Origin of the sequence: Ensifer sp. 1H6, assembly GCF_001976035.1 — a bacterium.
Lineage (GTDB): Bacteria > Pseudomonadota > Alphaproteobacteria > Rhizobiales > Rhizobiaceae > Ensifer > Ensifer canadensis.
The window spans coordinates 169848-188970 of record NZ_MOAI01000009.1 but is presented as its reverse complement, the minus strand read 5'-3'; the positions used below and the strand labels follow the sequence as shown (position 1 = coordinate 188970).

Genomic DNA, 19123 nt, shown 5'->3' with positions numbered 1-19123 from the left:
AGCGTTTCGACAATTATTATACATCACTACCTCATTCATCATACAAAGGCAATTGACGGATATGATGATTCATCATACACAAATGGCAACTGCAGGAGGCAGTTCACCAGGGAGAGAAATCATGCGCTTCTTCAAGGCCGCCATTTTGGCCGGCACCGTCGCCGTATTCGCCGCAACCTCGGCCTTCGCCGCCGACGTCAAGATCGGCTTCATCGTCAAGCAGCCCGAGGAACCGTGGTTCCAAGACGAATGGAAGTTCGCCGACGTCGCTGCCAAGGAAAAGGGCTTCACGCTGGTCAAGATCGGCGCGGAAGATGGCGAAAAGGTTCAGTCCGCGATCGACAATCTCGGCGCACAAGGCGCGCAGGGTTTCATCATCTGCACGCCTGACGTCAAACTCGGCCCGGGCATCATCGCCAAGGCGGCCGCCAACGATCTCAAAATGATCACGGTCGACGACCGCCTGGTCAACGCCGACGGCAGCCCGATCGAAGACGTGCCGCATATGGGCATCTCGGCCACCAAGATCGGCGAAGCCGTCGGCCAGTCGATCGTCGACGAGATCAAGAAGCGCGGCTGGGACATGAAGGACGTCGGCGCGATCCGCGTATCCTACGACCAGTTGCCGACGGCCGTCGACCGTGTCGTAGGCGCACTGTCAGTGCTGAAGGCAAACGGCTTCCCGGAAGCAAACATCTTCGACGCTCCGCAGGCCAAGACCGATACCGAAGCCGCACTCAACGCCTCAACCGTCGTTCTCAACAAGAATGCCGGCATCAAGAAGTGGGTCGCCGTCGGCCTCAATGACGAGGCGGTCCTCGGTGCCGTGCGCGCCACCGAAACCGTCGGCATTGCCCCCGACAGCATGATCGGCGTCGGCATCGGCGGTGCGGACTCGGCCATCAACGAGTTCAAGAAGCCCGCAGCAACCGGCTTCTACGGCACCGTGATCATCTCGCCGAAGCGCCACGGCTATGAGACCGCACTCAACATGTACGAGTGGGTCGCCAACGGCAAGGAGCCGGAAAAGCTGACGCTGACGGCCGGCCAGATCGCGCTGCGCGATAACTATGAAGCTGTTCGCAAGGACCTCGGCATCGAATAATCGTCGTCTTGGATGACTTTGAGCCCGGCGGTTCGACACCGCCGGGCGCCCCATTCCCGGAGCGTCGCAGATGCAAGACTTCCTCGAATTCCGATCCATCTCCAAGGGCTACCCTGGCGTTCAAGCGCTGTCGAACGTCTCTTTCTCTGTGAAAAAGGGCGCAGTTCACGGCCTGATGGGCGAAAACGGCGCCGGCAAGTCGACGCTCATCCGCGTTCTCTCCGGCGACCAGTCCGCCGACACCGGCGAAATCCTGATCGACGGCGAGCCTCAGCACTACCGCTCGGTGCGCGACGCCTTTCATGCAGGCGTCATCGTCATCCACCAGGAATTGCAGCTCGTCCCGGAACTGACGGTCGCCGAAAACCTCTGGCTCGGGCGCTTTCCGGGCAAGGCTGGCGTCATCGATCGCCAGCAGCTGACCGGGGTCGTTTCAAAGAAGCTTGCCGAGATCGGCATCGATGTCGATCCGGCCATCAAGGTCGCCTCGCTTTCGATCGGCGAGCGGCAGATGGTCGAAATCGCCAAGGCGGTGATGCTCGACGCGCGAGTCATCGCGCTTGATGAGCCGACCTCGTCGCTGTCCTCGCGAGAAAGCGAGATCCTCTTTACCCTCATCGATCGCCTGCGCGCCAACGGCACGGTCATTCTCTACGTTTCCCACCGCCTCGATGAGATCTTCCGCCTCTGCGACAGCCTGACGGTGCTGCGCGACGGGAAACTCGCCGCCCATCATCCCGAAATCTCGAAGGTGACGCGTGACCAGATCATCTCGGAAATGGTCGGCCGCGAGATCGCCAATATCTGGGGCTGGCGCGAGCGCAGCCTCGGTGAAGAGCGGCTGCGCGTCGAGAGCATTTCGGGAGCGAAACTTCGCCAACCCTTGAGCTTCTCCGTCAGGCGAGGCGAGATCCTCGGCTTCTTCGGCCTGATCGGCGCCGGCCGCAGCGAAATGGCCCGCCTCGTCTATGGCGCCGATGCCCGCAACGGCGGTTCGGTGTCGGTTGATGGCGTCACGATCCAGGCTGACAGCCCACCCCATTCCATCCGGTCGGGCATCGTGCTCTGCCCGGAAGACCGCAAGTTCGATGGCATCGTCCAGGGACGATCGATCGAAGAGAACATGACGATCTCCTCACGTCGCCATTTCTCGCCCTTCGGCCTTATCAACCCTGCGAAAGAAGGCGCGCTTGCCGACAAGTTCATCGCCAAGCTTCGCGTGCGTACACCGTCGCGCCGCCAGGACATCATCAATCTGTCGGGCGGCAATCAGCAAAAGGTCATCCTCGGCCGCTGGCTGTCCGAAGAGGGCGTCAAGGTGCTTGCTATCGACGAGCCGACACGCGGCATCGATGTCGGTGCAAAGTCGGAAATCTACGAAATTCTCTACGAGCTCGCCGCCGAGGGCATGGCGATCGTGGTGATCTCCAGCGAACTGCCTGAGGTCATGGGCATCGCCGACCGCATCATGGTCATGTGCGAGGGCCGCGTCGCCGCCGACATTCCCAGAGCCGAGTTCGACGAGCGGCGCATTCTCGCCGCCGCCCTGCCGGACGTTCAAAACTTAAACACTCCTTCTCACGCACAGGTACGGTGACGATGACCTCCTTGAAAAAACTCCTTCTTGGCGAACAGGGCCTCGTCGTCATTTTCGCACTCGCCTTCGCCGTCGTGTCGCTGACGGTCCCCAACTTCCTGACCGAGCGAAACATGCTCGGCCTGCTGCAGTCGGTCGTCACCATCGGCATTGTCGCCTGCACCATGATGTTCTGCCTTGCCTCGCGCGACTTCGACCTTTCGGTCGGCTCGACCGTTGCCTTCTCCGGCATGGTCGCGGTCATGGCCTCAAATGCGACCGGATCGATCCTGCTCGGCCTGGTCGCGGCCCTGGTGTGCGGCGGTCTCGTCGGAACGGTCAACGGCGTCGTCATCGCCCGTTTCCGCATCAACGCGCTGATCACGACGCTTGCCACCATGCAGATCGTGCGTGGCCTGGCGCTCATCGCATCGGACGGCCGCGCCGTCGGCATCAACGATCCGAGCTTCTACCAGCTGGCCCTTTCGCGCTTCCTTGGCATCCCGACGCCGATCTGGGTCATGGCGCTGTTCTTCGTCGCCTTCGGCTTTTTGCTGAACCGCACCGTCTTCGGCAAGAACACGCTGGCAATCGGCGGCAATCCCGAAGCGTCGCGCCTAGCCGGCGTCGACGTTGCGCGCATGCGCATCTGGATCTTCGCGCTGCAGGGTCTCGTCTGCGCCGTCGCCGGCGTGTTGCTTGCGTCGCGCATCACCTCGGGCCAGCCGAATGCGGCGACCGGCCTCGAACTTTCGGTTATCTCTGCCTGCGTGCTCGGCGGCGTCTCGCTTGCCGGCGGACGGGCGGCGATGACCGGCGTCATCGTCGGCGTGCTGATCATGGGCATTGCGGAAAACGTCATGAACCTGCTCAACATCCAGGCCTTCTACCAGTATGTCGTGCGCGGCTTCATCCTGCTGCTGGCCGTTCTGCTCGACAACCTGCGCTCGTCCGCCGTTGGCCGACGCGTTTAGCAGCCGCATGTCCTCGGACGTCCTGCAGCTTCGCGACGGAGAGCTTTCGATCGAATTGAGCCGCTTCGGCGGTTCAATTCTGGCAGGCTCCTATCGCGACGTGCCGATCTTCCAAGCCACCTCGACTGGCGGGCTTGGCTCGCAGCGCCACGGTCAGGAGGCAAGCTTTCCGCTCGTTCCCTTCGGCAACCGGTTGGAGGGCAACAGCTTCACCTTCTCAGCCAATCGCTTCGTCCTAGCTCGCAACGCCAGCGACCCCTGTTATCTGCATGGCGACGGTTGGCTGGCGGCATGGCAGGTCGTCTCGCACAGCGAAACCGAAGCATGCCTGCGCTATGCGCACGAGGCTGTTGCCCCCAATCCCTATGCCTATGAAGCCGTTCAGCGTTTCACTGTTGAAGATGACCGCCTGACCGTCACGCTTTCCGTCGCCAACAGGTCGGGCTTCGCTCTGCCCATCGGCCTCGGCCACCATCCCTTCTTCCCGAAAACCGCCAGCACACGGCTGATCGCGAAGGCCGAACGGTTCTGGACGGAAAGAGAAGGTCACCTGCCCGACCGGCCCGGGCCGATACCGCACACTCTTGAGTTCGAGCGGGGCAATCTCTTGCCGCGCCGATGGCTGAACAACGCCTATGAGGGATGGGACGGCAAGGCCGTGATCGAGTGGCCGGAACACGACCTCTACCTTGAAATCGACGCTCAGCCGGTCTTCGGTCATTTCATGCTCTATTCGCCTACGGACGCAGACTTCTTCTGCTTCGAACCGATGACGCACCTGCCGAATGGTCATCACCTGGCCGGCCTCGGCGGTCTAGCAGTCGTCGAGCAAGGGCAAAGCCTGACCGGTACGTTGACCTTCTCGCCCCGACCGATCTCATCCGTGAAACGCCGCGAGGCGGGACGGTCCGCGAGCCAAAGCTAAGCTGAAAATTCAAACAATGAAGTGCCGCGCGCCAACGATGACGCGCGGCACTTCATTGTATCGACTCTCAAACCGATTTCGTGCCTATGCCGCAGCGAGCGACGATGCATCGAATTCTGCCGCCCATTGCACGGCCGGCCGCGCCGCGCAGCGCTCGATCCAGGCTTTGACGGCAGGCACGTCAGGCGTCGCTTCCGGGAACCATGCAAACGGTGAATAGAGCAGCAGGTCGGCAGCGGAGAACTGGTCACCCATCAGATAGGGGCTGGCCGTGAGCGCCGTCTCCAATTGATGCGCCATTTCGGCGGAACTGCGGAACGTGAACTGCAGATAGGGATGCGAGAGCCCCGCCGCTTCGACGATCAGCACCGGCTCGACGACGCCGGCGTACCAGGCAAGCCAGCTCAGATAACGACCGCGCTTGGGATCGCCGGGAAGCGGCGCCAGTTTCTTGGCCGGGAAAAGATCGGTCAGATACTGGATGATGGCGATGCTTTCCCAAATGACGACGCCATCGTGCACAAGCAGCGGCACCTTGCCTTCCGGGTGCGGGTTTTTCGGATCCTTGGCCCCGCTGCCGTCGCCGCGGGTGATGCCGACGATTTCGATGTTCACCTTGTCGAGCGCATCCAGTTCGCGAAGCAAAGTGATGATGCGCGAAGAGCGGGAGCGCGGGGCGTGATAGAGCGTCAACATGGAAAGTCCTCGGATTGCGGTTTCTGTCTGGGCTCTTTATAAAACGACCCAACTGTCAATTTTCGTCAGTAGGCTCATGGCGCGCAGCGATCGTTTGTTTCGTCTTCTCCAGGCCCTTCGCAGCCTGCCACCGCCGGTGACGGCAGCCAGGCTCGCCGAGGAAACCGGCGTGTCGCAGCGCTCGCTCTACCGCGATATCGACAGCCTGCGCGCCGCCGGTGCCGTCATCGACGGCGAGCGCGGTTTTGGTTATCGCCTCACCGAAGATATCGCCCTCCCGCCCCAGACGTTCACGCGCCTTGAAATCGAAGCCCTGGTGCTGGGGCTAGGCGAAGTTCGCCACATGGGCGAACCGGAATTGGCGAAGGCGGCCGAGGCCGTGCTCTCGAAGATTATCGCCACCCTGCCCGACCGATTGCAGCAGCAGACGGTCCATGCCGTCTCGCAGGTTCACCGTTTCGAGCACAGGCAGGCGCCGGATATCGACGTCGGGCTGCTTCGCGAGGCCTGCTGGCAGGAGCGGGCAATCGTCATCGACTATGTCGACGCCGGGGGCCAGCATAGCGAAAGGCGCGTGCTGCCGCTCGGCATCGTCTATCTCGAAAATGTGCTGGTGCTGCTCGGCTGGTGCTGCCTGCGTGAGGATTTCCGCAAGTTTCGTATCGATCGCATCGCCGAGATAAGGCCGACGGACGAAAGTTTCCGGCCGCGGCGCGTGCCGATGCTGCGCGAGTTCATTGCCCGCATGAATGCCGGCGCGACGGACGCGGCGCCGGCCCAACGCAAAGGGTAAGTCGACGCCGCCAACGCCAGTGTAGAGACGCTCTCAGAAGTCCGGCGCTACGCCGAAGACGAACTCCACCTGCTCGCCCGACATGTTGTAATATTGGTGATCGGTACCGGCCGGAATATAGAACCCGTCGCGCGGATTGAGCTCGAACCAGGCCTGGCCTTCCGCGTCGGGCACGTGAATGTTGAGCGTTCCGGAAACGACGTAGAGGCATTCGTCGCCCTTGTGGCGCTCGACGCCGGTGCGCTTGCCGGCAAGCAGCGTCGTCTTTCCGACAGTTAGCTGATCGGTGGCGCAATAAAGGCCGGTAAAGGCGCCTTGCGTCGCCTGGTCCAGGCTCCACAGCAGATCGGCATCGCGCATCGGATGGATGGTGCGCGCGTCGCGGTGGGCTTGCGCCTCCATCGGCCAGCGGCCGAAAAACTCGCCCTGGCTGTAACGCGACTGAGCAAGCTCGAGATAGGGCTTGGTGCGGGCATAGGGACCGGACGTGCCCTTTGCCGGCGGTGGCGCAAAGAATTCCAGCACCCGGACCTGGTCATTGCCGAGGTTGAAGCCATGGTGCCAGGTATCCTTGCGGAAGAACAGCGCCTCGCCCTTTTGCGCGATGCAGAACTCCCCTGTTTCGGGATTGGCGAGACCAAGCGTACCGCTCAGCACATAAAGCACTTCATCGGCGCCAAAAATCGTCCGGAAGGCGTCGGTATGCTTGAAGCAGCCGCCGGGCTGCATGCCGAAGACGATCTGGTGGATGCTGTCGGTGGATGCATAAATCCAGTCGTCGACGAGGCCGGCATTCTCCTCGCCCCAGAGGTGCCGGGTGACGCCGGCATAGGGAATATGGCTGGCGCGGTCGAATACGGGACGCGGTGAAGGCTTGTAGCCCATCGGTAACTCCTTGGCTGCGGGCGCGTCGTCGCGCGTTATTTTCAGGTTGATGGCGCGCGCGTCCGCTCGATCAGGCGGGCGGTGACCTTGCGCTTCATTTCCGGGTCGAGATGCATGACGTTGAAAACCTCCGCCATCCACAGGCCCTCGACGGCAAGGCGGATGATCGTGGCGTCGACCGGATCCAGACCGTCTTCTTCGACCGCTGCCTGGCAGCGGATGTTCTGCTCGCGCACGATCTCAAGCAGATCGGGAAAGTTGGAGAGCGCCGCCGTGATGCTGGCGCCGAGGCGGTCGTATTGCTCGCCGGTACTTGCGGCTTCCCCAAGCGTCGCGCCGACATAGGCTCGTGTGTAGCGGCCGTGCGGATCCTCGTCCTCATGCTCGATGCCGGCAAGACCGGTCTCGAAGCGGTAGACGAACCGTTCGACCATGGCGCGCACAAGGGCGTCCTTGCTGGCGAAATGATAGAGGATACCGCCCTTGCTCAGGCCCGTCTGCTCCGCGACCTCGTCGAAGGTGAGCGAGGAAACGCCCTTGCCCACGACGATCGCCTCGGCGGCAGTCAAAATACGGTCCCGTGCGCTTTCACGTTTTGCCATGTCGGTACAATCCAGTGTTGAAAGATCTGCGCACGCTATATCCCTGAACTCTCCCGCAGGCGATCGACGATCTCGGCCATCAGCGCCAGATCGTTGCGTGAATCGTCGAGCGTGGTTTTCGGCTGCGTGCCCTTGACCAGATGATCGTGGAAGGCGCGCAATTCGAGCGCGAAGGGGTCGGTATAATCAGGACCGAAGACCCTTGTCTCCGTCTCGGTGTCGGTCGAATCGATCACCTCCAGCGAGGTCGGCAGGTTGCGGATATAGGGCGTGTCGTAGCTGACACGCAGTTGCCGCCGGTCGGACAGCACCTCGATGCGCGCGTCGAAGCGGGCAACGTTGTCGATCATCGCCTCGTAGATCGCGGTGAAATGGCCATAGTCGAAAAGCGCGACGATGGATTCCCCATTGGCCTTGTGATGGGCCGCGATCACCCGCTTCGGCAGCCCGATCAGTTCGCGCATCGCCGAAAGGCTGTGGGACGACAGCCCGGTCAGGACCTGATAGGCGCGCATGAGGTCGGCGGGCGCATCCTCCCCGACGACCTGCTTCAGGAGCGCCGACGTCTGCGCGCGGGTTTCGGCGAGGAACGCGGCGTCCAGATCGGTTGGGTAGAAGATGTTACGGGTCTGTTTGATGAAGAACGGGCCCTCGCAGATGATATCGCGCACGCGGACGTAACGGAGCTCTTCCGGCTTCGGCATCATTGCCTTGGCGCGAAGGAAGCTCGGCGAATAGCGGCGCATATAGGCGACGAACAGCAGCTTGTCGGTGGCCTTGGCGAGCGGCGCGACCGCGTCGATCTCACCGAGCGTGAGGCAGGCCGGCTTTTCCAGGAAGACATGCTTGCCGGCTTTGAGCGCCAGTTCGAGATAGAAGCTGTGCGTCTGGTCCGGCGTCAAAATGAAAACGGCATCGATGTCGGGGGAAGAGACGAGCGCCTCTACCGTCTCGAACGGCTTTGCACCGGGGTAGCGCGCCGAACAATAGGCCGTCAGGCTCGGCGAGACGTCGTAGACGCCAGCAATTTCAAACAAGTTCCGGTGATCCGAAAGGATCGGCAGATGCATGAGCTGGCTGACTTCGCCAAGCCCGATCAAACCAACGCGAACGACACGCATGAAAGCAACCTTTCCGCCTCACGAACGAGGCAACAATTCAACCTTTGACCGCACCGGCCGTCAGGCCGGAGACGATATGTTTCTGGAAGATGAGAGCGAGGATGACCAATGGCACGGTGACGATCGTCGATGCCGCCATGATCGCGCCATAGGGGAATTCGTACCGGCTGGAGCCCGAGATCAGGGCGATCGCCACCGGCACGGTGCGGTTCTCGTCCGTCAGGATGAAGGTCAGCGCGAACATGAACTCGTTCCACGAGGCGATGAAGGCCAGCAGTCCCGTCGAGATCAGTGCCGGCCCCATCATCGGCAGGAAGATGCAGCGCACGATCCGCAAGGGCGAGCAGCCGTCCATGATCGCCGCCTCCTCGATCTGTTTCGGCAAATCGCGCATGAACGTGGTCAGCACCCAGATGTTGAACGGCAGCGTGAAGATCATGTAGGAGAAGATCAGCGAACCGACCGTGTTGTAGAGCCCGAGCCAGCGGATCATCTCGAACAGGCCGGACAGAAGCGCGATCTGCGGGAACATCGAGACCGCGAGCACCAGCAGCATGATCGGCGAACGACCGCGAAAGTCGATCCGGCCGAGCGCATAGGCGGCCGCAATCGCCAGCACCAGCGAGAGTGCGACGACCGAGAAAGCGACGACCAGCGAATTCAAGAGGCTGCGCAGGAAAACGCCGTCCGACAGGATCGCCGCATAATTGTTGAACTTCAGGTCCGGGAAGAACGTCACGTCGAAGATCGCCTGACCTGATCTCAGCGATGAGGCGATCATCCAATAGAACGGAAACAGCGTGTAGAGCGCGACGACGCCGAAGAGGCTGTATATCGCGATCCTGTGCAGGCGTTTGCGGGCGTTGCTTCTGACCATGTCAAACTCCCAGCAGACGGCGGTTGAGACGGAAGACGGTGACGTAGATCGCTGTCACGACGGCGATCATCAGGAAGACGGCGGTACTAGCAGCCGAGCCCACCCCCATGTCCTGGAAATTGACGAGGACCTCGCGGGCATAGATCGACACCGTCTTGGTGTCGTCGCTGTTGGAGGAAAGCACGAAGCTCAGGTCGAACATGCGCAGCGCATCGAGCAGGCGAAAGAGCACGGCAACTGCAATGCTTGGCGCCAGTAGCGGCAGCGTCAGCGAGGTGAACTGCTTCCATGCCGGCACGCCGTCGATCGCGGCGACCTCGTAGATGCCGCGCGGTAGCATCTGCAAACCCGCCAGGATCAAAAGCACCATGAAGGGCGTGGTGATCCAGACATCGACGGCGATGATCACCGGCATGACCAGGGAGGCATTGGCAGTCCAGGCGATGCCGCTGTCGATGAAACCGGCCATCTTCAGCACGTGGTTCACGATGCCGAACTGGTCATGCAGCATCCACTGCCACATGCGGGCGCTGACCACGACCGGGATCGACCAGGGGATCAGGATGATCGCCCGCATGGCGCCGCGCCCGGCGATGTGGGAGTTGAGAAGGAGCGCGATCGTCAGCCCGAGAACGGTCTCGATCGACACCGAAATGACGGTGAAATACAGCGTATTGCGGACGGATTGCCACCACAGCGGATCTTCGAACAGCGCCCGATAGTTGTCGAAGCCGATGTAACTGTAGAAGTCCGGCTCCGTCAGCAGCGCGTCGGTGAAGGAAAAGACAAAGGTGCGCCCGAGCGGCCAGAGGGCGACGGCGGTCAGCACCAACAGGCTCGGCGCCAGAAACCACCAGGCGGTGCGGGCGCGGGCCTGCCGCAATCCGAGAGATCTTATTACTGCCCCTGACGTCATCGTCTCAAGCCTCCGCAGCGCGAAGCGCACTTTCGTCGACCCCGAACAGATGCGCCTTCGACTGCATCCAGCCGATGGTGATGTCGGCATTCGGCCGGAGATCCGGCTTGCCCTGCACCTTCATCACCAGCATCTGGCCATCGCCGACACGCGCGTGCACCAATGCCTCGCCACCGAGCGGCTCGACGAGCAGCACCTGCGCCGGGATCTGCACCTCGCCGCCGCCAAGGATCAGATCCTCGGGCCGCAGGCCGATGCTGATCTCGCCGTCATAGTCGATACGGCCGAGCGTATGGGTGCCCCCCATGACCTCCAGCCGGCTCGCGCTTGTCTCGCGATGCAACGTGCCCGGCAGAAAATTCATCCGCGGTGCGCCGATGAAGCTGGCGACGAATTTGCTCGCCGGCCGCTCATAAAGTTCCATCGGCGTGCCGACCTGGGCAATCCGGCCGTCCTTCAGGACGACGATGCGATCGGCAAGCGTCATTGCCTCGAGCTGGTCGTGGGTGACATAGACGGTGGTGGCCTTGAGCTCGCGGTGAATACGCGCGATTTCGACGCGCATTTCCATGCGCAGATCGGCATCTAGGTTGGAGAGCGGCTCGTCGAAGAGAAAGAGCTTTTGCGAACGCACCAGCGCACGGCCGATGGCGACCCGCTGCTGCTGCCCGCCGGAGAGCTGGGCGGGTCGACGGTGCAGCAGATGTTCGATCTTGAGAAAGCGCGCGACCTTGCTGACCCGCTCCTTGATTTCGCCGGCGCCCAGTCGCGCTGTCTCCAGCGCGAAGCCGAGGTTGCGCTCGACGCTCATGTGCGGATAGAGCGCGTAGGACTGGAACACCATGGCGATGCCGCGCTCGGCCGGCGGCGTTTCGTTCATGCGCCTGCCGCCGATCTGCAGTTCGCCGTCGGAAATCTCCTCGAGCCCGGCAATCATCCGCAGCAAGGTCGACTTGCCGCAGCCCGACGGGCCGACGAACACCACGAACTCTCCTTCGCCAACCTTCAGGTTGACTTTGTCGATCACGGTCAGCGCGCCGAAGCGCTTGACGACATCGGTTAGGTCAATTCCACTCATATGCGCACCGCCTGTTTGCGAGCTTTGTTTGCAAGCGCCGCCACGCCGACCGCGCAGGCCGTGTCGCCAAGGACGCTTCTGATAATGGGAAGATCCCGGGCGCCATCGGCCCAGATGAATGGGCGCGTCAGGCTAGCAAGGCGCTCGTTGACCGAAGGGTCGCCGCCGATACCGCCGCCAAGGATCAGGATTTCAGGGTCGAGTGTGTTGACGAGCTGCCCGAGATAGGAGGCAAGCGACAAAAGCGCGTCGCCGACCATCGTGGCCGCCCTCGGATCGTGTGCTTCCGCTTCGAAGAGCTGCAGCGCGGTCGTCCCCGGACGGTCGATGAGTTTGCCGTAGCGCTCGCCGAGCGCCTTGCCGCTGGCGAAAAGCTCAAGATTGTGGCGTACCTGAAGGTCCTGATCTTCGCCGCCAAACGCCACGAGGTCGCTACCGGAAAAATGGATGGCAAAGCCGCGGGCGCCGGCATAGGGGGTGCCGCCGATCACCAGCGAATGCGACAGGCCGGTCGAAATCGTCACATAAACGAAGGGATCCGCATCGACGCCAGCTCCGATCCAGCCTTCGGCGTAGGCCGCGGCCCGTACATCGCTGTCGATATGAACAACACCGAAGCGGCTGAGATGCTGGCGGTAGTCGAGATCGCGCCAATCGAAATTCCAGGCCGATGCCGGTTCGCCGGCGCCGGTCACGAGTTCCGGCAGGCAAAGGCCGAGGCCTGCGGTATCGAGCTTGCGTGCGCTGCTTTCGGCCTCCATGGCCTCGGCGAGCACCCCGACCAGTTCGAGGACTGCACGGCCGCCTTGCTGGCAGGGCGTCGCGGCCGTGCGCTCAGTGATAACGGCACCGTCGGCCAGACGCACGAGGCAAGCCTTGGTCTTCGTCCCGCCGACATCGATGCCGATCGCGTGCTGGCTCACGGGCGCGCTCCCAATCGACCGGCCGCCGCGGCATCGATGTGCAATTCGGCGGCCCGGCATTCGGCGGCAATCGTCGCCGGCCAAGTGGCGTCATAGGCCGTGGCGCCGCTCATGCGTTCGCAGGCGTGGCGTTTGCCCTCGCCCCAGGCGATCATCGCTACGGATTTCGACAGCTCCGCAATCGAGGCGATACCGATGGTCACGCCGTGCGACGGTACTTCGTCGATGCAGCGAAAGTCGGGGAAGGTCGCGAGATTGTCGCGCCGCGTCTGCTCGGCTAGAGCGACCACCCGCGTCCGGCTATCGCGCGCCGAGCCTGGCGGGTTGAACGCGATGTGACCGTCGCCGGCGCCGGAAGCGAGCAGAAAAAGATCGATGCCGCCGACAGCGGCGATGCGGGCATCATAGTCGTCGGGATTGCTTGGGTCCGGCATCCAGAAGTTTGCCCGAGGAATGCGAAGTTCGGCAGGTAGGCCAGCGTTGATCCGCCCGACAATCTCACGCTCGCCGAACCCGCGGCAGGAGAAATGCACCGATGAAGGCGGTGGCGTCAGACGGTCGCCGCCGCTGGCCTGCAAGTATTCGTCCATCATGACGATGACCAGCCGCGAGCAATCGATCGGCTCAACCTTCAGCCGCCGGCCGATCGCCTCGTAGACCGGCATGGGGCTGCGCCCGCCCGGACAGCCGAGCACATAAGCACGGCCTTCGGAACCTCGCGCCCGGATGCCATCGATGATCCGCTCCGCCAGATGCTCTCCGATCGATAGCGGCGTATCGTGGATTTCGACCTTCATGCCTTTGCCCGCTCAGCCAAAAGCTCGGAAACGAAGCGGAAATTCCGTTCGGCGATGGTTTCCGGCGTGTCGAGATGGCCGCGCGCAAGATCCTGCTCGACCACGAGCGGGCCATCGTAGCCCGTCTGCCGCAGCGCATCGACGAAAGCGGCAATGTCGACGACGCCGCGATCGAGGTCGGTCATGATACCCTCTTCGAAGGCGCGGTCGCTGTGGATGCCTTCGGCCAGAACCCGTTCACGATAGGCGCCATCGACGTTTTTCAGGTGGATGGCGTTGATCCGATCCCGGTGACGGACAAGGAAATCAGTCGGATCGGCCTTCCAATAGGCGTGGTGACCGGTATCGAGGCAGAGCCCGACAAGGCCTGGCTCCGTCTCGGCAAGCAGGCGCTCGATCTGCGGTTCGAGCTCGACGCAGGTGCCCACATGCGGGTGAAAGCTGAACTCCAGCCCGTGCGAGCGGGCGATGCGTGCAGCGCCCGTGGTCTGCTCGACGACGGAGCGCCAGCCTGCTTCATCGACCACGCCCATCCTGTCTTTCGGATAGAACTCCGACTCGTCCATCAGGATGAAATGCGTCGCGCCGACCTCAGACAGCAGCCGACAGATCGCTTGCGTCTTTTCCTTAAGGACCGGCCAGGAGGCGGGATCGGCGAGTGTGTGGACATGGGCCGCCGCGACGACCGAAAGGCCGCGGCTGCCAAGCTCGGATGAAAGCACCTCTGGATCCGTGGCAAAGAAGCCGTAGGGTCCAAGTTCGGTGTGCCGGTAACCGGCCGCCTTGATGCGGTCGAGATAGTCGGTCCAGTTGATTTCGTTGCCTTCGGGCCAGTAAACGCCCCAGCAGCACGGTGCTATCGCAATGTTCACGGGTGATGTCCTCGATCGGTGGGAAATAGGCGGGGGCTTACCAGCCCCGCGCCTTTAGACGTTCCAGGTCGCTCGCAACCTTCGCCAGGGCATCGTCCGCGCTTTCCTTGCCGCTCAGCACATTGTGCACACCATTGAAGATCCGCTGGGACACCCGGTTGTAGGACGCGCCGGTGACCTGCGACGGACGCGAGGCGCTTTCGGCATAGGCCTTCTCGGCAAACTGCAGCGAAGGATTGGCCGCCAGAACGTCCTTGTCTTCGTAGAGCGCCTTCAGTGTCGGGCTATAGGCCTGGAGCGCGCGGCGCTTCTGTTCCTTGGCGCCGGTGAGATAGCGCACCAGGCTGACGGCAGCGTCTACATCGTCGGCGTATTTCGACACACCGAGAAGACCCGCCCCGTAACATCCGCTCGACTTGCCGCCTTCAGCCCCAACCGGAAGCGCCATGACGCCGACCTTACCGCGCAGCGACGATCCGTCGGCCTGCGTCGTGCCCCAGACATAGCTCCAATTGCGATGGAAGACCGCGTTCCCGGCTTCGAACACGCCGCGCGAGCCTTCTTCGTCGTAGTTCAACACGCCTTCCGGGCTGATCCCCCCGATCCAGGATCGGGCAATATCGAGCGCTTCGGCCGCCTTCGGATTGTTGGCTGTGATCTCGCCCTCGGGCGAAATGAAGGTTCCGCCGCCGTAGGATGCCACCCATTCGAGCGCGTCGCAGGTCAGCCCTTCATAGGCCCGCCCCTGCCAGACATAGCCCCACATGTCGGGACTGCCCGATGCCCGCTCCTTGTCCTGGATGAGCTTCGCCGTCTCGGTGAGCTCCCGCCAGGTCTTCGGCTCGGCCTTGCCGTACTTCTCCAGAAGGTCCTTGCGATAGAACATCAGGCCGGCGTCGACGAACCACGGCATTGCCAGCAACTGGCCATTGATGGTCGCATCGGCAAGAGACGATTCAAAATGGCTGGAAACTTCGTCGGCAGGCACCTTCTGCCGGAGATCGACGAGGTGCGATGCGAGCGTTCCGACCCAGATATTGTCGAGGGTCAGGACATCGACGTCGCCGGATTTTCCGGCGAGCAGCTGCTGGTAGAGCGGCAGCGCCTCGCCCCAATTGGCCGGCATCTTGTTGATCTTGACAGTATTGCCGGTTTCCTTGGCCCAGGCCTCGGAGGCCGACTGGCAGAGCTCGAGCTCCGCGCCGGCCGAGCTGCAGAAAATCGATACTTCGGCCGCAGCCGCTGGAAATGCGGCAAACGCCGCGGTGGCCAAGGCGGCCGCCTTCACACACTTCGTCCAATGCATTCTCGTCTCCTCCCCAGAAAACGCTGTGCTTCGATCAGTGATGGCAAATTACTATACCGTCCAGACGGTACAGTAAAGTGAGGAAAATGAGAAAATCACAAGATCGCTGGAGAGCCGAGGGCAAGCCACCAGCCTATGACCTAGTGCGGAAACGCCACGGGGCGAGGCCACAAAAGAAAAAGGCGTGGCCCACCGGAAAGTGGACCACGCCTTGCCGCACCGAGATGCGGTCTTGCCCTAGGAGGCAGCTTTATTCGGCTGGCTGAAGACCCGGAACCGGGCTTTCCGGCAGCGCCCGGCCGCCAAGGGTTGCGGCAAGCTGGGTCTCATCCAGTTCGCCTTCCCACTTGGCGACCACGATGGTCGCAACCGCGTTGCCGACAAAGTTGGTCAGTGCCCGGCACTCCGACATGAAGCGGTCGATGCCGAGGATCAGCGCCATGCCGGCTACCGGCACCGCCGGCACGACCGAAAGCGTGGCGGCAAGCGTGATGAAGCCGGCGCCGGTAATGCCGGCTGCACCCTTGGAGCTCAGCATCGCCACGAGCAGCAGCAGCACCTGGTCGCCGAGCGACAGCGGAATGTCGGTCGCCTGGGCAATAAAGAGTGCGGCGAGCGTCATGTAGATGTTGGTGCCGTCGAGGTTGAAGGAATAGCCGGTCGGAATGACCAGCCCGACAACCGAGCGCTTGCAACCGGCCTTTTCCATCTTGCTCATCAGTCCCGGCAGCGCCGCTTCCGAAGAGGATGTACCGAGAACGAGCAGCAGCTCTTCCTTGATGTAGCGGATGAGAGCGACGATCGAGAAGCCGTTGTAGCGGGCAACCGCGCCGAGCACGACGAAGACGAAGAGCAGCGAGGTCAAATAGAATGTGCCGATCAGCATGGCGAGATTGGCGATCGAAGCGACGCCATATTTGCCGATGGTGAAGGCCATGGCGCCGAACGCACCAATCGGCGCCGCCTTCATCAGGATCGCGACCAGCTTGAAGATCGGCAGCGTCAGCGCGTGCAGGAAGTCGACGACGGGCTCCGCCTTCTTGCCGACCATGGCGAGGGCCAGGCCGAACAGGACGGAGATGAACAGCACCTGCAGGATATCGCCCTCGGCAAATGCGCCGACGAGCGTGGTCGGAATGATGTTCATCAGGAAGCCGGTGATCGACTGCTCATGCGCCTTCTCGGCGTAGGAGGTGACCGCCTTGACGTCGAGCGACGCGGGGTCGATGTGCATGCCGGCGCCGGGCTGCACCACATTGGCCACGATCAGGCCGATGATGAGCGCGAGCGTCGAGAAGGTCAGGAAGTAGATCATCGCCTTGCCGGCGACCCGCCCGACCTTGGCGAGATCGGTCATGCCGGCAATGCCGGTGGCGACGGTCAGGAAGATGACCGGGGCAATAATCATCTTCACCAGGCGGATGAAGGCATCGCCTAGCGGCTTAAGCTGCGTGCCGACCTCCGGGTAGAAATGGCCGAGCAGGATGCCTGCGGCGATGGCCGCCAGAACCTGGACATAGAGATGACGATAGAAAGGTGTCTTGCCGCGCGGTTCCGCGGATTGGTCGATAATCATGATATCCTCCACTTAGGCCCAGTCCGGCGTCATGCCGGGCCTCCCAGGCCCTATTTCCGAAGCGCGACAGCTCGGGCTGTCATGAGGATGTCATCTGCAATGGGCGTGCCAGATCGCAGCACAGCTGATCAGGCCATTGAAATATCGCCACTTTTTCGAGAATCTTGGATCACGCACACGAATATTTGAGCGGATATCCGCACAGATCATCTGGAAACTTGCGCGGAATAATGCACAATTCCGCCATGTCCATGCCCGCGCCCAGCCCTATCAATCCAGAGGATCTCGACCGGCACATGCGCCGCGCCTGGCTGATTTTTGCCGCGCTAGCGTTGGTGTTGCTGGCAGCGGGGCTTTTTTTCGCCGGCGAATATGGGCGAAACAAGGCGCTTGAAACCGTCGACATCCAGAGCCGCATCGATGCCAATCTCAAGGCCTCGCTGCTGAGGGCAGTGCTGGAGCGGCAGCGCGCGCTGCCTCTGGTACTGGCAGACGATGTAGAGGTGAAGACGGCGCTTGAGAAGGGTGGCGACCAGCCGTTGCAGCGGCTCAATCAAAAGCTCGAGGCGCTGGCCGCCAATACGGATGCGGCGGTGATCTACGCGATTGGCCTCGACGGCGTGGCGGTGGCTGCCAGCAACTGGCGCGAGCCAACCAGCTTCGTCGGCAATGACTACGCTTTCCGCGAATATTTCCGGCTGGCGATGCGCGATGGCAAGGCCGAGCATTTCGCCATGGGCACCGTCAGCAAGCGGCCAGGCCTCTACATATCAAGACGTGTCGACGGGCCTGACGGCCCGGTTGGCGTCGTGGTCGCCAAGCTCGAATTCGGCGGGGTCGAGGCCGATTGGCTCGCCTCCGGCAAGCCGGTCTATGTCACCGACCGGCGCGGCATCGTGCTGATCACCAGCTTCCCGTCCTGGCGCTTCATGACGACCCGTACCATCCCCGGGGATCGCCTCGCCGCCATCCGCGACAGCCTGCAGTTCGGCGATGCCTCCCTGCTGCCGCTACCGTTCCGCCGGATCGAGCCAACGAGCAATGGATCGAGCGTGCTGACAGCGCTTCTGCCCGGCAGCAGCGAGCGGCAATACCTCAGGGTCGAGACCATGGTTCCCTCGACCAGCTGGCGGCTGGAGCAATTGGCACCGCTAGACGCAGCCCTTGGCGCCGCGAGCCGCGAGGCAAGGCTGCTGGCCCTTGCCGTTATCGTGCCGCTGCTGGCGCTTGCCGCATTCCTTCTTCGCCGGCGCCAGGCTTTGACGCAGGTCGCGGCCAACGAACGCGCCGCGCGCGATGAGTTGGAACGCCGAGTGGCCGAGCGCACACAGGACCTAAGCCTCGCCCGCGATCACCTCGAAACCGAGATCGCCGACCACAGGCGCACGGGCGAGAGGCTGCAGGCGGTGCAGCAGGAACTGGTCCAGGCCAACCGCCTGGCAATCCTCGGACAGGTGGCGGCGGGCGTTGCCCACGAGATCAATCAGCCGGTCGCAACCATCCGCGCCTATGCCGACAATGCGCGCACCTTCCTCGACCGCGGCCAAAAAGAAACCGCCGTCGAAAATCTCGAAAGCATCGCTGCGCTGACCGAGCGGGTCGGCACCATCACCGACGAACTGCGCAGCTTTGCGCGCAAGGGCCGTTTCGTCGCCGAACCGACGGCGATGCGGGAGGTGATCGAAGGCGCTCGAATGCTGCTGCGCAGCCGCTTTGCCGGCCGCATGGACGCGATCGTCATCGACCTGCCTGATAACGGCCTCAGCGTGCTCGGCAATCGCATCCGCTTGGAACAGGTGCTGATCAACCTGTTGCAGAATGCCCTGGAAGCCCTCGGTGATCGGGCAGACGCTGAGATCCGTGTGCGGTGCGAGTTAGGCCCCTCCGAAACAGTTTCGCTTGTTGTCGCCGACAATGGTCCGGGCATTCGGCCCGATATCCTCGAAGACCTTTTCACGCCGTTCAACACCTCCAAGGATGAAGGTCTCGGTCTCGGCCTTGCCATCTCCAAGGAGATTGTCGCCGACTATGGCGGCGACATCGAGGTCAAGACCAGCCCTGAGGGCACCGTCTTCACCGTGCGTTTGAAGAGGGCCTGAGC

At 62.5% G+C, this 19123-nt stretch carries 18 protein-coding genes; 6 read left to right on the top strand and 12 right to left on the bottom strand.

Annotated elements, in window-relative coordinates:
- The first annotated feature begins 121 nt into the window (after positions 1-121).
- The 4 genes from BKP54_RS13320 (at position 122) to BKP54_RS13305 (ending at position 4580) form a co-directional block, all read left to right on the top strand.
- Complete coding sequence (locus BKP54_RS13320) at positions 122-1105, top strand: arabinose ABC transporter substrate-binding protein (RefSeq protein ID WP_084814520.1); 984 nt, start codon at positions 122-124, stop codon at positions 1103-1105.
- A 70-nt stretch (positions 1106-1175) separates the two neighbouring features.
- Positions 1176-2702 carry an L-arabinose ABC transporter ATP-binding protein AraG gene (araG, locus tag BKP54_RS13315; RefSeq protein WP_084814519.1) on the top strand — a complete coding sequence of 509 codons (1527 nt, stop codon included), beginning with the start codon at positions 1176-1178 and terminating at the stop codon, positions 2700-2702.
- 2 nt (positions 2703-2704) lie between these two features.
- Complete coding sequence (araH, locus tag BKP54_RS13310) at positions 2705-3655, top strand: L-arabinose ABC transporter permease AraH (RefSeq protein WP_025429241.1); 951 nt, start codon at positions 2705-2707, stop codon at positions 3653-3655.
- 7 nt (positions 3656-3662) lie between these two features.
- A complete protein-coding gene (locus BKP54_RS13305) occupies positions 3663-4580 on the top strand; it encodes an aldose 1-epimerase (RefSeq protein ID WP_158071692.1) in 918 nt (305 codons plus the stop codon).
- An 84-nt stretch (positions 4581-4664) separates the two neighbouring features.
- Here BKP54_RS13305 and BKP54_RS13300 read toward each other — a convergent pair whose 3' ends face one another.
- A complete protein-coding gene (locus tag BKP54_RS13300) occupies positions 4665-5276 on the bottom strand; it encodes a glutathione S-transferase family protein (RefSeq protein ID WP_084814517.1) in 612 nt (203 codons plus the stop codon).
- A gap of 76 nt (positions 5277-5352) precedes the next feature.
- Between BKP54_RS13300 and BKP54_RS13295 the strand changes: the two genes are divergently transcribed.
- On the top strand, positions 5353-6069 hold the full coding sequence (locus BKP54_RS13295) for a YafY family protein (protein WP_084814516.1): 717 nt from the start codon (positions 5353-5355) through the stop codon (positions 6067-6069).
- A 33-nt stretch (positions 6070-6102) separates the two neighbouring features.
- Here the strand turns inward: BKP54_RS13295 and BKP54_RS13290 are convergent, their stop codons facing one another.
- The 11 genes from BKP54_RS13290 to BKP54_RS13240 all read right to left on the bottom strand — a co-directional run bounded on the left by BKP54_RS13290 (position 6103) and on the right by BKP54_RS13240 (position 17022).
- The gene (locus tag BKP54_RS13290; RefSeq protein ID WP_084814515.1) at positions 6103-6954 is read right to left on the bottom strand and encodes a cupin domain-containing protein; all 852 of its coding nucleotides are present in this window, start codon (positions 6952-6954) and stop codon (positions 6103-6105) included.
- Between the two features lie 41 nt (positions 6955-6995).
- Entirely contained in the window at positions 6996-7556 is a 561-nt protein-coding gene (locus tag BKP54_RS13285) for a TetR/AcrR family transcriptional regulator (protein ID WP_084814514.1), read from the bottom strand.
- Positions 7557-7591: 35 nt separating this feature from the next.
- The gene (locus BKP54_RS13280) at positions 7592-8677 is read right to left on the bottom strand and encodes a Gfo/Idh/MocA family oxidoreductase (protein ID WP_084814513.1); all 1086 of its coding nucleotides are present in this window, start codon (positions 8675-8677) and stop codon (positions 7592-7594) included.
- A 37-nt stretch (positions 8678-8714) separates the two neighbouring features.
- Positions 8715-9554 (bottom strand): carbohydrate ABC transporter permease, encoded by an 840-nt coding sequence (locus BKP54_RS13275; protein WP_084814512.1) that lies wholly within the window; start codon positions 9552-9554, stop codon positions 8715-8717.
- A 1-nt stretch (position 9555) separates the two neighbouring features.
- Complete coding sequence (locus BKP54_RS13270) at positions 9556-10470, bottom strand: sugar ABC transporter permease (protein ID WP_051509250.1); 915 nt, start codon at positions 10468-10470, stop codon at positions 9556-9558.
- 4 nt (positions 10471-10474) lie between these two features.
- Entirely contained in the window at positions 10475-11548 is a 1074-nt protein-coding gene (gene ugpC, locus BKP54_RS13265) for a sn-glycerol-3-phosphate ABC transporter ATP-binding protein UgpC (RefSeq protein ID WP_025429250.1), read from the bottom strand.
- Entirely contained in the window at positions 11545-12471 is a 927-nt protein-coding gene (locus BKP54_RS13260; protein WP_025429251.1) for an ROK family protein, read from the bottom strand. Before BKP54_RS13260 ends, ugpC begins: the two co-directional genes overlap by 4 nt.
- Positions 12468-13268: a hypothetical protein gene (locus BKP54_RS13255; protein ID WP_025429252.1), complete on the bottom strand. Its 801-nt coding sequence runs from the start codon at positions 13266-13268 to the stop codon at positions 12468-12470. Before BKP54_RS13255 ends, BKP54_RS13260 begins: the two co-directional genes overlap by 4 nt.
- Positions 13265-14140: a sugar phosphate isomerase/epimerase gene (locus BKP54_RS13250; protein WP_025429253.1), complete on the bottom strand. Its 876-nt coding sequence runs from the start codon at positions 14138-14140 to the stop codon at positions 13265-13267. Before BKP54_RS13250 ends, BKP54_RS13255 begins: the two co-directional genes overlap by 4 nt.
- A 37-nt stretch (positions 14141-14177) precedes the next feature.
- Entirely contained in the window at positions 14178-15446 is a 1269-nt protein-coding gene (locus BKP54_RS13245) for an ABC transporter substrate-binding protein (RefSeq protein WP_084814511.1), read from the bottom strand.
- A gap of 250 nt (positions 15447-15696) precedes the next feature.
- Entirely contained in the window at positions 15697-17022 is a 1326-nt protein-coding gene (locus BKP54_RS13240; RefSeq protein WP_025429255.1) for a dicarboxylate/amino acid:cation symporter, read from the bottom strand.
- A 230-nt stretch (positions 17023-17252) separates the two neighbouring features.
- Between BKP54_RS13240 and BKP54_RS13235 the strand changes: the two genes are divergently transcribed.
- Positions 17253-19121 carry a sensor histidine kinase gene (locus BKP54_RS13235; RefSeq protein WP_025429256.1) on the top strand — a complete coding sequence of 623 codons (1869 nt, stop codon included), beginning with the start codon at positions 17253-17255 and terminating at the stop codon, positions 19119-19121.
- Positions 19122-19123 lie beyond the last annotated feature (2 nt).